At 35.7% G+C, this 14544-nt stretch carries 6 protein-coding genes and 1 CRISPR repeat array (1 of these 7 running past the window's edge); of the genes, 2 read left to right on the top strand and 4 right to left on the bottom strand.

What is annotated here, in order from left to right; all coding sequences use genetic code 11:
- Positions 1-3651: a CRISPR direct-repeat array (repeat unit 36 nt; unit sequence GTTCCTTTATACCAAAAGATGAGAGAGTACCAAAAT) (it extends 1932 nt beyond the left edge of the window).
- Positions 3652-3661: 10 nt separating this feature from the next.
- The 4 genes from CLV38_RS00930 to cas9 all read right to left on the bottom strand — a co-directional run bounded on the left by CLV38_RS00930 (position 3662) and on the right by cas9 (position 9342).
- Positions 3662-4597 carry a hypothetical protein gene (locus CLV38_RS00930; RefSeq protein ID WP_106190299.1) on the bottom strand — a complete coding sequence of 312 codons (936 nt, stop codon included), beginning with the start codon at positions 4595-4597 and terminating at the stop codon, positions 3662-3664.
- Positions 4594-4902, bottom strand: a complete 309-nt coding sequence (gene cas2 / locus CLV38_RS00925) for a CRISPR-associated endonuclease Cas2 (RefSeq protein WP_106190361.1) — start codon at positions 4900-4902, stop codon at positions 4594-4596. Before cas2 ends, CLV38_RS00930 begins: the two co-directional genes overlap by 4 nt.
- A 4-nt stretch (positions 4903-4906) precedes the next feature.
- A complete protein-coding gene (gene cas1, locus CLV38_RS00920) occupies positions 4907-5809 on the bottom strand; it encodes a type II CRISPR-associated endonuclease Cas1 (RefSeq protein ID WP_106190297.1) in 903 nt (300 codons plus the stop codon).
- A gap of 182 nt (positions 5810-5991) precedes the next feature.
- Positions 5992-9342, bottom strand: a complete 3351-nt coding sequence (cas9, locus tag CLV38_RS00915) for a type II CRISPR RNA-guided endonuclease Cas9 (protein WP_106190294.1) — start codon at positions 9340-9342, stop codon at positions 5992-5994.
- A gap of 139 nt (positions 9343-9481) precedes the next feature.
- Here cas9 and CLV38_RS00910 point away from each other — a divergent pair, with 139 nt between their 5' ends.
- Both CLV38_RS00910 and CLV38_RS00905 read left to right on the top strand, forming a co-directional pair.
- A complete protein-coding gene (locus CLV38_RS00910; protein WP_106190291.1) occupies positions 9482-11854 on the top strand; it encodes a hypothetical protein in 2373 nt (790 codons plus the stop codon).
- Between the two features lie 38 nt (positions 11855-11892).
- Positions 11893-14448, top strand: coding sequence for a DUF4268 domain-containing protein (locus tag CLV38_RS00905; RefSeq protein WP_106190288.1), 2556 nt, complete (start codon positions 11893-11895; stop codon positions 14446-14448).
- The last annotated feature ends 96 nt before the right edge of the window (positions 14449-14544 follow it).

Genomic DNA, 14544 nt, shown 5'->3' with positions numbered 1-14544 from the left:
TGAGAGAGTACCAAAATCGCCTTGAGTCAGGAAGTGATCTCGTAGCGGTTCCTTTATACCAAAAGATGAGAGAGTACCAAAATATATCCGATACAATCTCTTTCACCATCGTAGTTCCTTTATACCAAAAGATGAGAGAGTACCAAAATCGACTAACTCGCCAGAATCGAGCACAATCAGTTCCTTTATACCAAAAGATGAGAGAGTACCAAAATATCGAATGTGTCGCATGAGCATTCACATCAGTTCCTTTATACCAAAAGATGAGAGAGTACCAAAATACATTGCACCAGACGATGAAACCACAGAAGGTTCCTTTATACCAAAAGATGAGAGAGTACCAAAATGTTCAATGGATTGGTATTAGTAATCTGTTTGTTCCTTTATACCAAAAGATGAGAGAGTACCAAAATGAACGCTGAAATTATTGTCCAACGAGTTGAGTTCCTTTATACCAAAAGATGAGAGAGTACCAAAATCGGGGAGCTTCAAGGTTTAAGTTCAGCGTTGTTCCTTTATACCAAAAGATGAGAGAGTACCAAAATGAACGCTGAAATTATTGTCCAACGAGTTGAGTTCCTTTATACCAAAAGATGAGAGAGTACCAAAATTGAAAGCCCGACAGAAGAAAACTTTTTGTTGTTCCTTTATACCAAAAGATGAGAGAGTACCAAAATGGGTAGTCTGCGACTTAATTGCTGTTCTTTGTTCCTTTATACCAAAAGATGAGAGAGTACCAAAATCTAAATTTATATCACGATTGTTTGTTCGAAGTTCCTTTATACCAAAAGATGAGAGAGTACCAAAATCTCTTTCAAAGTGGGTGACCGATACCCTTTGTTCCTTTATACCAAAAGATGAGAGAGTACCAAAATACTAGGTGGTGCGTTTGGGATAGCTTCAGAGTTCCTTTATACCAAAAGATGAGAGAGTACCAAAATCGTGGAAAGAAAGAGTTGGTTAAAGAGCAGGGTTCCTTTATACCAAAAGATGAGAGAGTACCAAAATGGTGATTAGTCCTGGTATTATTAGCCTGTTGTTCCTTTATACCAAAAGATGAGAGAGTACCAAAATGCAGCGCTGGTGTCACATCCACATCCATGTGTTCCTTTATACCAAAAGATGAGAGAGTACCAAAATTGCTCTATCCCAGTTCTCTCTGTTCTTCCGGTTCCTTTATACCAAAAGATGAGAGAGTACCAAAATAGCATCTGCCTATATGGTGGGTGCTTTTTAGTTCCTTTATACCAAAAGATGAGAGAGTACCAAAATCATCAGCAATGAATAACCAGCCAGGATCTGGTTCCTTTATACCAAAAGATGAGAGAGTACCAAAATCGGCTTCTTCGATAAACGCTTTAGATATATGTTCCTTTATACCAAAAGATGAGAGAGTACCAAAATATCATCAGGAAAAGCTTCAGTCAGCATATAGTTCCTTTATACCAAAAGATGAGAGAGTACCAAAATAACGGTGAAATAGATGATTATGAAGCCTATGTTCCTTTATACCAAAAGATGAGAGAGTACCAAAATAGTTCATCATTTGGTTGAGCCGAGTCCATTGGTTCCTTTATACCAAAAGATGAGAGAGTACCAAAATAAAGCTCGGCATAATGTAACTAGGCTCGATGTTCCTTTATACCAAAAGATGAGAGAGTACCAAAATAAAAAGTGACACTGAGCCAGTCTACGAGCGTTCCTTTATACCAAAAGATGAGAGAGTACCAAAATTCCAAGTGGTGGCGGTACAGTCATAGCAGAAGTTCCTTTATACCAAAAGATGAGAGAGTACCAAAATCTTAATCCTGAACGGTAAATGACTCGTTTTGTTCCTTTATACCAAAAGATGAGAGAGTACCAAAATCAATCGGGGCTGAAGTCCTGCCGATATTTAGTTCCTTTATACCAAAAGATGAGAGAGTACCAAAATCAAAATCGAACAGCACACGATCAATGATGCGTTCCTTTATACCAAAAGATGAGAGAGTACCAAAATGACGACCAAGTGACGGGTCTATCGGCTTTTGTTCCTTTATACCAAAAGATGAGAGAGTACCAAAATTTGCGTCATATACTGGTCTACTGCCAGCTGGTTCCTTTATACCAAAAGATGAGAGAGTACCAAAATACATAAATGACGAATCATTTTCGGGTGCGTGTTCCTTTATACCAAAAGATGAGAGAGTACCAAAATTAGCGCTAGAAGTATTCTTAGGGACAGTCTGTTCCTTTATACCAAAAGATGAGAGAGTACCAAAATGCCATATTGACGTTAAATAAGTTAGACCGTGTTCCTTTATACCAAAAGATGAGAGAGTACCAAAATTACTTCCCTCCTCGATCTGCAATCTAGGTAGTTCCTTTATACCAAAAGATGAGAGAGTACCAAAATGCTCGATGGCGTACATCATACTGGTTATAGTTCCTTTATACCAAAAGATGAGAGAGTACCAAAATGATGGCTATAATCGGGAAATAAATTTATTAGTTCCTTTATACCAAAAGATGAGAGAGTACCAAAATGGGTGCTTAAAAAGTTGACAAACAGTTTGAGTTCCTTTATACCAAAAGATGAGAGAGTACCAAAATAAGATCTCGACTGTCTCACTATAATCTGGCGTTCCTTTATACCAAAAGATGAGAGAGTACCAAAATTTAGTTCTCCAACCGAGCGAAAGGGTACTTCGTTCCTTTATACCAAAAGATGAGAGAGTACCAAAATACAATAAGAGCTTTAACGAGCTCTGTGTAGGTTCCTTTATACCAAAAGATGAGAGAGTACCAAAATAGTTAGAAGCAAGGGAAAAAGCTTTGCAGAGTTCCTTTATACCAAAAGATGAGAGAGTACCAAAATTATGCCGTTCCAAAGCGATTCCCATATCTGTGGTTCCTTTATACCAAAAGATGAGAGAGTACCAAAATACCACCTTTGCTGGATTGTGGTTAAATGTTGTTCCTTTATACCAAAAGATGAGAGAGTACCAAAATTTCTGTGTATGTCACTCTTACCTCTCCTATGTTCCTTTATACCAAAAGATGAGAGAGTACCAAAATATATCCGTTACATTCCCGAATTTGTGCATTGTTCCTTTATACCAAAAGATGAGAGAGTACCAAAATGAGATGATCCATTCATTGACAAGCACCGCAGTTCCTTTATACCAAAAGATGAGAGAGTACCAAAATGCTTCGTTGTAGATATCTTTAAACGCCGCAGTTCCTTTATACCAAAAGATGAGAGAGTACCAAAATCTTCACCAACCGGCTTGTACCATAAGTCATGTTCCTTTATACCAAAAGATGAGAGAGTACCAAAATACTGAAAGCGCAAGACAGCGATACATTCAGGTTCCTTTATACCAAAAGATGAGAGAGTACCAAAATTTGCTGATGTTAAACAATTCATTGGTCTGCGTTCCTTTATACCAAAAGATGAGAGAGTACCAAAATCATAACCTCTTTGGATACAAGTTCCTCTTTGTTCCTTTATACCAAAAGATGAGAGAGTACCAAAATAACCATAAAGACGTGTACGATATGGCGACTGTTCCTTTATACCAAAAGATGAGAGAGTACCAAAATGGCACTGAACAAAACTGTTGTAAAAATATTGTTCCTTTATACCAAAAGATGAGAGAGTACCAAAATGCCATTTTCATTATAACCTATTATCTTGCAATGAAGCAATGTAACTTTGATATTCAGGTGGAATCCCCTTGTAATCAACGGAAAACGAGATGTCTGATAAATAAAAAAGTAAGTAGAGATAAATAAAAGTCTCCAACTTATCCACAGATGGTAGTGCTAAATTAATCGTTTTCTTGTCATACTTATCCACAAGTTCAATATACCAATTTACTGCATCATTATATATGTCTTCTTTAAATACAAAGGGAAGTAGATCCTCAATATCGCTTTTATATTTTAACAAACTGCAGGAGTTAATAATTTTTTCATCATGAATAACATTAACTGAACCCCGAAAGACATGCGATGTAATGACAATAAAGTAATCAGTCTGAAGATTCATAAATTTATCCAGTTGCTCAAGTTCAAATAAATTTAATTCAAGTTCAGGATTAATGATCAGGAAAATATTTCGTTTACTACTATTTAATTTTCTGGTTATTCGAAGCTGCTGTTTTAATTGCAGGAAGGAATCATTTTTATCACTCTCTATTTTTAAGTTCTTTTTTATTAACTGCTTTTTAAAATCTGAAAGGGTAATTTTATCTTCATATCCTAGTTCTTCGTTAAGAAAATATATCTCTTCCTGTAATTCGTCCCAACTTTCTACTAACTGTTTATAAAAAGGGGAGAGTTCTAAATAAGAAAAAAATGAATCCATTATGCTGCCATTATTATTTTTCACATCTTCAGAGATGAATGAGCTTGAATAAGAAAGGATGTTTAGCTGATAATCTTTGTGGTTTATCTTTTCATTCCCTTCATACAGATTATATTTATTTTGGCTAATTGTGTCTTTTATCAGATAAATCATATTTTCCCACTGATTGGCTGATCCTTTTAGCACCGTTACTTTATCAAGCAATAATGTCGTTGACTTTCCATCGTCAAAAATCCATTCCCTCATAAAATCACCATCGTATTATCAGTCAACGTATTTTCCGTGACCGTCTTATCTCCAACCAGCAGATACATTTTATTGTACTGTTTTTCAGTGACAGCCATTGCTCTGACCGATCCATGAAAAGGGAGATTTTGTCTCAATGTCATCATATATGTATCCAGAGCACTGCGATTCGGAAAAATTTTTGAATAAACTGAAAACTGTACCATCGTAAATCCGTTAGAAATCAAATACTTTCTAAACCTAGAGTAGGCTCGTCTTTCTTTACGTGTATTCATTGGCAGATCAAAAAATAGCATGAGTCTCATGAATCTATATGGAGATCCCATTAGCTGGGTAGATCAGGAGATCTGTATTTTCTTCATCCATAGATTTTATATAACTTTGGATGAGAATGGCTATTGCATTTAATATCGTTTGTTTTTGATTGCCAATCAATATTTTATTATTACTAATCAGGTAGACGAGTTTTTGTTTTGTCTGTTTATCAAGGTAATCTTTTTCATCCATCAGGATACTGATCCATAAATCAACAATTGGTCTGAATGGTTCGATTAAATCATCCGCTAAATTGAATGCATTATACTGATTAATATGACCAATTCCCAGAGCAGGGTGGAGCCCATGAGCGATAATACTGCGAGCAACGGTTGACCTTAAAACAATATATCCGTAATTTAAACCAGAATTAATGCCGTCCAAACTATCGCGATCACGAATAAAAGAGTCCCCGAACAACGTTTTAAAATATACCTTAGCAGCGTGACCTTCACGGTTTGTTTTATCCGCCAACTGCACTGCCTCAGCTAAATCGAATAGCTGATGAATAACTGATTCGTTTTTCTTTAAATGGTCTAAAATAGAGGCTTGATTATAAATTTTAATTTGAATCAATTGCTGCCACATGTGCTGTTTGATCGATTCAGACCAGCTAATTTGCTTTTTCAGTACTTTGGATGATTGATGATGGCTATGTGGGGACAGAATGTATGTATTCGGAAGATGTTTTTCATCACAAAAAACCATTAAAATATGATACTTTGCCAGTTTATTGATAATGCGTGCTGTTACTATAGTCTGCTGATTATCGACAATGATAGTATGGATATCTGAAAGAGGGATGAGTATCTCTGACTCATCTCTAATCACTTTCAGGTTATCTAAGTACAACCGTAACTGATCAGCTTTTTCAATGTAGACTACTCGCCAACTCATTAGTATTCACCTCATTCATTTTAATTTTGTATACAGAAAAAGCCCCAATAAAGGGGCTTTTATCTGTGATCTCGGCATAAAGCCTTTTTTTGGTAGGTTCTCTCAACCTTTGGTATAAAGGAGTCCTCCGTCGAGGACATCTTTATTCTACCAAGAGACACCACAATTGTAAACCTTTAATTTTAAATTGATTTAATCTTACTTTGAAATTTCTCATTATCTATTAGAAATTCATTACCAAGTACATCAACGCCATATTTTTGTATGTTATTCAAAGAACTAGGTGCAGGAAATTGACGCTTTTCATTTTTAAAACTAATATCATAAATTTCAATTTTATTTTGTCTAGGATTAGCATCTCCTCTAAATAGCTTATCATATTGGACCAGCTGACTTTCTTTCTCTCCAGTTTCGGGATTAATAATTTTCTCGATTTTATCATATGATATCCGATCGTTCTTATAAAAACTGTACTCAAACTCATAAGACTCATCAATATTTTTATAAGGGGCAGCCAATCCATCTTTACCATAGTACTTATCTAAATCAAGTACATACTCATTTCCAATTTTTTTGAACCAGTTATAGGGGACACCCAAGTATTTATATTTACCCTCATCATTTTTGTAGACATCGATGCGTACACTCTTACGACTCAAAAGAACAACGACTCTTTTAGACTCAGGATATTTGTTAGTAATATCGACATGGATACCAAGTTTGCTGTCCAGATACTTCAAACTCTTGACCGGAACTTTTCCGTCTTTTAGGATATACTTATGCTCTTTAAAGTAATCCTGAAATGGATTCTCTGCATGTTTATGTTCTTCCATTACTTTTAAGAGTAACTTCCAAGTCTTAGGATCATGTTGAGCCATTAGAAAATTATCGGGATTTTTATCAATTTTTTTCTTAATTGCATCAAATCCTTTTTTATCCATCTCATAAATATTCTTCTCTTTAGCTACCAAATATTTCTCGCCGTCTTTTTCGCGGGTAGAGTAGAGGGTCTGATTGGTCATAGTACGATTTGGTTTTCTATCCACTTTATGTGAATATTTGATTTCACTTTCCATGTTTCGCAACCAGTGAATGAACTTAAGGGTAGGGGAGGAAAAGATTTCTTCTTCACCTAGAATCTCTCCAGTTTCAGTATTGACTGCTATTCCTTCACGATTAAAGTCAACGGCTTTGAACTGTTTCAATATTGGCGTCGTACCAATTGCAGCGACAATTAGCGCATCGATAGCATGATGGGCGTGACTTTCATCTCTATCTTTGTGCAAGCGGGCCCGACGTCTCAAAGCTGAAGTGAAACTTCCTCTGATAGACAAAACTTTAGTATCAACTTCATTATTCATATAAAACGTTCTTAAATTAGATGAGAAGCTGCGCATCGCATAACGAGTATCAACTAAATTTCGGTTAATAAAATTTTTCTGTACTTCTGGATCATGCTGAATATCTCGTTGTTCAAGTAAATAGTTCAACTTACTTTTAGATAACTTTCTCGATTTAAATAGATTCATGCATTCTGCTTTAAATTCTTCAAATGATCGCTTAGCTTTTCCACTTTGGAAATACTGGAAGGGGGTAAGCTGACCTTTATCCTGATTCTCCTGACGGTAACAGAGCACTTTATTTTGTTGGCTGTCATCAAACGAATAGGAGAGCGGAATAATGTGATCAATTTCAAACTGATAATGTTCTTTAACAATATCGTGAGGTAAAATTTGTTTGCCGGTGTAAGTACATTTATAGTCCTGACTGTCCATTAACTTTAATGCCAGCATTTGCTTACCGTTGAGTTTTAAATCTTTCAGTTCTTTGACTTCTAACAATTTAGCCATTTTTTTCTCGAAATCACCTTGCTTTTTCTGGAAATTACGATATGACTGCTTAGCTTCATCACTATTTTTTTCTCTCGCCATTTCAACAACGACGTGAGAGAGTTCACCATGTTTATCCCTTACCGCATTTGTTACTTTAATCGCTTCACGATGAGCACGTCTGGCAACAGTACTTAAGATTGCTTCATCATCAAATTGAATTTTAGATCCTTTCTGAAGTTGTTCTAATCGACTTTTTCCTAACCCATGATCTGTGAAGAGCTGCATCTGGTTTTTACTGGTTGACCAGAGTTCAGGTAGGATAAGATCCATCGCTTTCTTGGATAACGCATGATATTCTTTAAAAGATGTGTCATTAACTAATGCTGCTATAACGTCGTTTAGGGGATCATCGTAGTGTGTATTGAACACTTCACTTAATTGCTCTTCACGTCGAGTGATACTTTTTTCAGCTGTCAATATTTCAGCAATTTGATCAAGGACATCATGGTTATTAAAGAAGTCAGCAGGTAACGTAATATCTTTTAAATCTTTTTTTAATTTTTTTAATCCAACGAACTCAGTAAATATAGGATTATTGGTTTTCAAGTCTAATCTGGCACCTTTAATATCTAGTTCATTGAATAAACCAATTAATTTGGCAATATTTTTCAATGTCACTTTTTTGCCTTTTTCAGCAAAATTTTCTATAAGATATTGTTTATGCTTTTCAGTCAATCCTTCAACTTCTCCACTTTCATCGCTTGGAAAACGCAAGTTATTCAAGTCATTAAGCAGGTTGAAAAGCTCAGCTGTGTACGCTTTTTTGGGAATTCTAAATTGATCTGTAAAATAAGTCCCTCGACCACGCATTTTATCAATCATTGACTCATGCTGTAAAATACCATGTTCGTCATAAAAATATTGACCATATGGGGTAGGAGACTTTTTTGATCCCGGACCATCATAGTATTGACGGCGGTTATTGATTAAGTCTATAATACCTTTCTGAAATTCTTCATCAATTTCCGAGTGAAATTCCATTTGCTTTTCAAGCAAAGCATTTGCTTCGTTTATGTAATCACTCGTTTTAAAGCGATTTGTATGATTACGAACGACTTCGTTATTTTTCAATTTCTCGTACTGAATCTCAATAACGTGTTTATCTTCCAGTTTCTTGGCATTCCTCTTCAGTTGTTCTTTAGTAGATAGTTCACTTCCTGATGTTTTTTCATCCTCTTGAGGTGTATCAATAGTTGTCCCGCGACGTTTGACCAAGTGGTATAAAGCTGCGGTCAATTCTTTTTTGCTCAATTCTTCATGTAGTCCCTTATATCTTACTCGGTAAGGGTCAACAGAACCAATATTTTCAGAGCTATACCCATGTGAATCTAAAAAGTCTTTTGCTCTTTCCAGACGATGCTTGCGACGTCTTTTCAATCGACGAGAACCTCTAAAATTTCGGCGATCCTCATTCGCGTTTCTTGTGGCCTCCTCAAATAGACGAACACCAGCATCAACTACTTCATTTGTGTCTTTATCGATGATTCCCCAGCCAACACTTGATATACCAATATCGAGCCCTAAAACTAAGTTTGTCATTTTAAACCCTCCAGACATAATTATAAATATATTAAATAGTTTATCATGAAAAGGGGTACAATATATATGAATAATCAAAATTTGTTTAGAGTATTCATGCATAATACATGTTAATATTAGTAATAAGATAGTTTTCAAAATTATTAAGAAAAAATAATAAATCCTAATACATTTGACCACCTTTACTACTTTAAATTAGTAGCAACTGAAGAAATAATAATCTTGATAAATCAGGGGACGTATGAATACAGAAGATAAAAATTTGCATATAGAACTTCAAAGTGATAGTAAGGCTAGTTTCGATTTAGACAGACTGATTTATGACTTTGAAAGTGATATAGACCTACTCTCAAGCCATGCTGATTCATACGATTATTTAGTATCTATTGGCAGCGGGATATTAAGCGGGTTACTTGATACTTTATGGGTTGGCGATTTCAGTTTAGAGCGAGGACGTAATATTGCCAGCGACGAAGTAGATACCTTCGTCATTAAGATGGCTAAGCTAGTGGGATGTGAAGCAGATGATTTACAAGCCTCAGTTAGATTTCTTGAGAATAAATTTCCAACTCCAAGTGATGGGAATACTTCTGCTTTTGGTGGTAGCCTCCAGCATCATCTAAGAGATTTTGCACATCACCCCTCAATTGTAGGACTAATGTTTTCACTTCTTACTCAGTTTACAAATAAATCTTACGGGACAAACAATTATAGACAATTTATAGTTTTAGACGTGCTAGATAAAAGTAAAGCTTTCATCGGAGATGATGTGCCATCCAAAATATCTAAAGGAACAATCACTTGGTTCTTTCATCTCGTAAGTGACATGGCAGGTTCTAGTCATACTGCAGGTAATAGCGGTGGAACAGGTATACCAGGTCCATTACTCTCTCTAGCCAAAGAACTTTCTATACTACCCATTTTCAAAAACATAACTATCGGAGACACTTCCCTATCTGAATTATTGTCAAAACTCTTTAATGGCACTTTACTAGCCCAACATGATGACTCAGGTACAATCATTAAAAACACAGAACTGAGGTTTGATCTGCGCAGTGAAATGGGTCTTGGAATTGAGATAGGTCGACAAACCATTCCGGTCATTGCTAATGAGTGTATCGTTAGAAGTTTCTATTTTATACGACGCCTTGCTTTAGAAATTAAGGAGAACGATATCCAAACAATCTCGGATTTAAAACAAATTAACTGGGAGGATGTACGGCCTTATAACAATCCAACAGTAACTAGAATGCTAACAATTGCAACAGGAGTCTTTACTACTATAGATGTCGGAGATTCAATCATCACCCAAAAATACTGGGTGTCTATTAATTACATGGGTGTTGGGAGATTTGCCGTTGCTATAGGTGAAGACGTTACCTGGTGTATAAAATCTCGCAAAATTAAAGAAATCAGAAATATGTATAAGGATATCCAGCAGTTTGTATACGAGAAATCAGATGATACTATTAATAAAAGGATAGGTGCCGATATGACTACCGATAATTTTGGATTAACAGTCGAACAAACAGAGATTTTGTATAATCTTGAATACTACAAGACCTTGAATGATATACGACAGACAAAAACACCTCGAAAAACTCAGAATATAAAGCTTCTGAAACATGAATGGCTTAAAGAATGGAAACATTATATATCAAAGGGATTCTCAAGCTTCCTGCAAATTGAAGACGCTGAACTTCACTGGTATACTGAGCAGGAATTGATTGCTATAGTCGAAGAAAATGCTCCACAAAGCACGTGGTTCAGATTGATACTGCTCGAAGTCATGCTCTTTGAACCTTATTATCCACTGGGACTTGAAAAAGATAAAAATAATAATGATATCCCAAGTAAAAAATACAAGACCTTGCAAAACGTAGTTAATGGCTATAAGAAGGGAACTGGGGATGACTATATTGATGCATTTTTCTCTGGAAGCTATTACCCAAATGATTACATACAAAGACTGCGCAAATCTTATAATAAAGTATTAAGAGATCTTAATGAAGTTCTCAAAACAGTCATTAAAACTCTCTCCATTACGTCAGCCATAACAATCTTAGCAGTGGTTACAGCAGGTGCATTTGCTCCATCAATCGCGGTAGCCTTGGTCGGATCGAATTTTGCTGGATTAAGCGGAGCTTCCTTAACAGCTGCGTCTCTTGCTTATCTTGGGGGAGGAGCAGTTGCTGTTGGAGGAGCTGGAATGGCCGGAGGAACAATCGCGGTTGTAGGTGGAGGTGCATTTCTGGGAATAGGACTGGGGGCTGGTGTTGGAACTGTCGTAGGGACTGCTGGTTTCCTTGGAAAGAGAGATACCATTCTACAATCTGAAAAGCTTCTTGTTTCGGTTAGAGAAATATTTCTTAATGACGAACATGATACCATTTATTCAAACACTGTCTACGAACAATATGTTCAAAAAATAATGGCTATCGAAAAAGGGATCGTCGAATTAAAACATCAAGCTGATGATTTAAACGTAAAAGATAAGAAGAAACTTCTCGTCGAAATAAAAAACGCTGAAGAATCTGCTAAAGTAATGATAATCGCAAAGAATAATATGAAGAAATTTATAAGCTCTTTCGAAATAGGATTAGACCAGGCATAATAGTTTCATGTAAATATAGAATAGGGCAGGTGATCAACATGAGCGAACTAGAATCATTCTCGGATTTATTTCAGAACAAACTATTTAGAATACCGGATTATCAGAGAGGGTATGCGTGGAAACAGAGTCAGCTTGTGGATTTCTGGGATGATTTGGTGCATCTACAGGAAGGGAGATATCATTATACAGGATTGCTATCTTTGAAAGCAGTGCCTAAAACTGAGACTAATAAATGGAATAACGACCAGTGGCTTATTAACAATAGAGGATACAAAGCCTATCATGTCGTTGATGGCCAACAGAGATTAACGACTTTCTCCATTTTAATGAATGAAATCCTTACGTTCGTTAAAGGACTTGAAGAAAATGATGGAAAAACAGAAGATGAAATAGTGATCAGCTATGAAACATTAACCTCTATTCGCTCAAAGTATATATCCCAAAAAAGACCACCTCAAAATATGGTCACGACGTATTTGTTTGGATATGAAATGGATAACCCGAGTGCTGACTACCTGATTCATAAAGTGTTTGGCGAGCCTCATAGTGGGAGCATGAAAGAAACGTATTATACCCAAAATTTGAAATTTGCTAAAACTTTCTTTTCAGATTGCTTAGAAAACTTATTTAAGTCAGAAGGTTTGGATGGCATTGAAAAACTGTATCATAAGCTGGCTTTTCAATTAATGTTTAATATTCATGAAATCGAAGAAGATTATGATGTTTTTGTCGCCTTTGAGACCATGAATAATCGCGGGAAAAAGCTGTCCAATTTGGAACTTCTCAAGAACCGATTGATTTATTTAACGACTTTATATGACGATGATCAACTGGATTCTACTGATAAAGATGAACTGAGGAAGAAAATCAACAATTCCTGGAAAGAAGTCTATTATCAGTTAGGCAGAAACCAGAATTCACCATTGGCAGATGATGAATTCCTACGAGCTCATTGGACTATCTATTTTCAATATACACGCAATACTGGGAATGATTACATTAATTTCCTGCTCAACAAATTCTCGGCTTTGAATATTTTTGAGAAGCATATTGTCTTACTGGAAGAAGAGACTATTGAACCAATAAACGATGACCCTCTAAAAGACGATGATGGTGAAGAGATCATTGAAGAAGATTTCTCGGTAAATGTCAGTAAACTTGCTCCACATGAAATACGTGGGTATGTAAATAGTTTAAAAGATATTTCAGAGTACTGGTACATGTCCTATTTCCCGGAGCATGGTGATATAAATACTGAAGAAAAAATATGGCTTCATCGGTTGAATCGAATCGGAATTGGCTACTTCAGGCCCCTCATAGCAATTTCACTGTTACCTGAGCAGAACATTACAGTTGATGAGCGAGTGATGCTCTTTAAGGCTATAGAACGCTTTATTTTTGTTTGCTTCAGAATGGGTACATTCCAATCCAGCTATAAGAGCAGTTTTTACTATAGAGAAGGACGAGATTTATACCAAGGCGACATTACTGTTCATGATATTATTAAGTCACTTAATGAATCTGTTGAAGAAGACTTGAATACTGCCTTAAAAAATTTCTCCACAAAAATGGATACTCGTTTTTCAAAACACGAAGGATTTTATTCGTGGCGAGACCTTAAGTACTTGCTTTACGAGTATGAATACGAAAAAGCAATGCATTCAGGTATAAAAAAAGTAGGATGGGAACCATTTACTACAATTGAAAAAGACAGGGTATCTATTGAACATATTCTTCCTCAAACTCCAACAAAATGGTACTGGAGAAACCAGTTTAGGCAGTTTACAGGAGATGAAATCAAGACTTTATCTGGCTCCCTTGGGAACTTACTTCCTCTATCTCAAAGTGTCAATTCTTCATTGCAAAACGACAGTTTCCCGGATAAGAAATCTGTTAACACACCTGGTAGAAGAGGATATAGAGACGGCTCACATTCAGAAATAGAAGTGTCTGATCAAGAAGAATGGAACGCAACGACTATCCTTAATCGTGGTCTTAAGTTATTAAATTTCATAGAAAATCGATGGGATTTTTCTTTTGAAGGTGAACAGGAAAAGCTAGATTTACTCCATATCGGCTTTGTCAAAGAAGAAAGAGAAGATGTTGAAGAAATACCTGAAGAGATTACTTTGACACTAGATGAAATTCCTACAACTAATGGTGCCGAAATGACTATTTCTGAATTTCAACTAGATTTCTGGACTAATTTTATCAATTATTGTACAGAAATCGGAAGAGAATCAGAAATAGCTTCAAGAAGTCCATATTCTCATAATTATTATGATGTGAAATTTTCCAATAAGAATTATCATATTTTTTTTAATATTATCGGAAGTGACATTATTAGAGTTGGTATATACATCTATAATGAAAATGTTTTCAAATTGATAGAACAGCAGAAAGATAAAATAGAACAAATTTGCGGGTTTGAGTTAGATTGGTACACCAGCAAAGAAGACAGTGTCGCAAAAAGGGTACTGTATTCATCTACGACTGACTTGCGTGACAGATCGAACTACCATCAAAATTTCGATTGGCTCATCTCGCATTATGACAAATTAAAGAGAGCTTTAGATGTTGTAGAGCCTCTATAAAATTCACTTTATCAATAATATATTGTATCAGACGATTAAAAGAGTTCGACTAAAACTTAAAAAAACAGTTTATTAAATAAGTGTTTCTAGAGGTGG

The sequence above is a fragment of the Alkalibacterium olivapovliticus genome, assembly GCF_003003275.1.
In the GTDB taxonomy this organism is placed as follows: domain Bacteria; phylum Bacillota; class Bacilli; order Lactobacillales; family Carnobacteriaceae_A; genus Alkalibacterium; species Alkalibacterium olivapovliticum.
This window is presented reverse-complemented; position numbering and strand designations above follow the sequence as displayed.

What these genes read in the sequence shown, in the direction of transcription:
- CLV38_RS00930 (WP_106190299.1), bottom strand. Translation starts at nt 4,597, where the DNA reads ATGAGGGAATGGATTTTTGACGATGGAAAGTCAACGACATTATTGCTT.
- cas2 (WP_106190361.1), bottom strand. Translation starts at nt 4,902, where the DNA reads ATGAGACTCATGCTATTTTTTGATCTGCCAATGAATACACGTAAAGAA.
- cas1 (WP_106190297.1), bottom strand. Translation starts at nt 5,809, where the DNA reads ATGAGTTGGCGAGTAGTCTACATTGAAAAAGCTGATCAGTTACGGTTG.
- cas9 (WP_106190294.1), bottom strand. Translation starts at nt 9,342, where the DNA reads ATGCATGAATACTCTAAACAAATTTTGATTATTCATATATATTGTACC.
- CLV38_RS00910 (WP_106190291.1), top strand. Translation starts at nt 9,482, where the DNA reads ATGAATACAGAAGATAAAAATTTGCATATAGAACTTCAAAGTGATAGT.
- CLV38_RS00905 (WP_106190288.1), top strand. Translation starts at nt 11,893, where the DNA reads ATGAGCGAACTAGAATCATTCTCGGATTTATTTCAGAACAAACTATTT.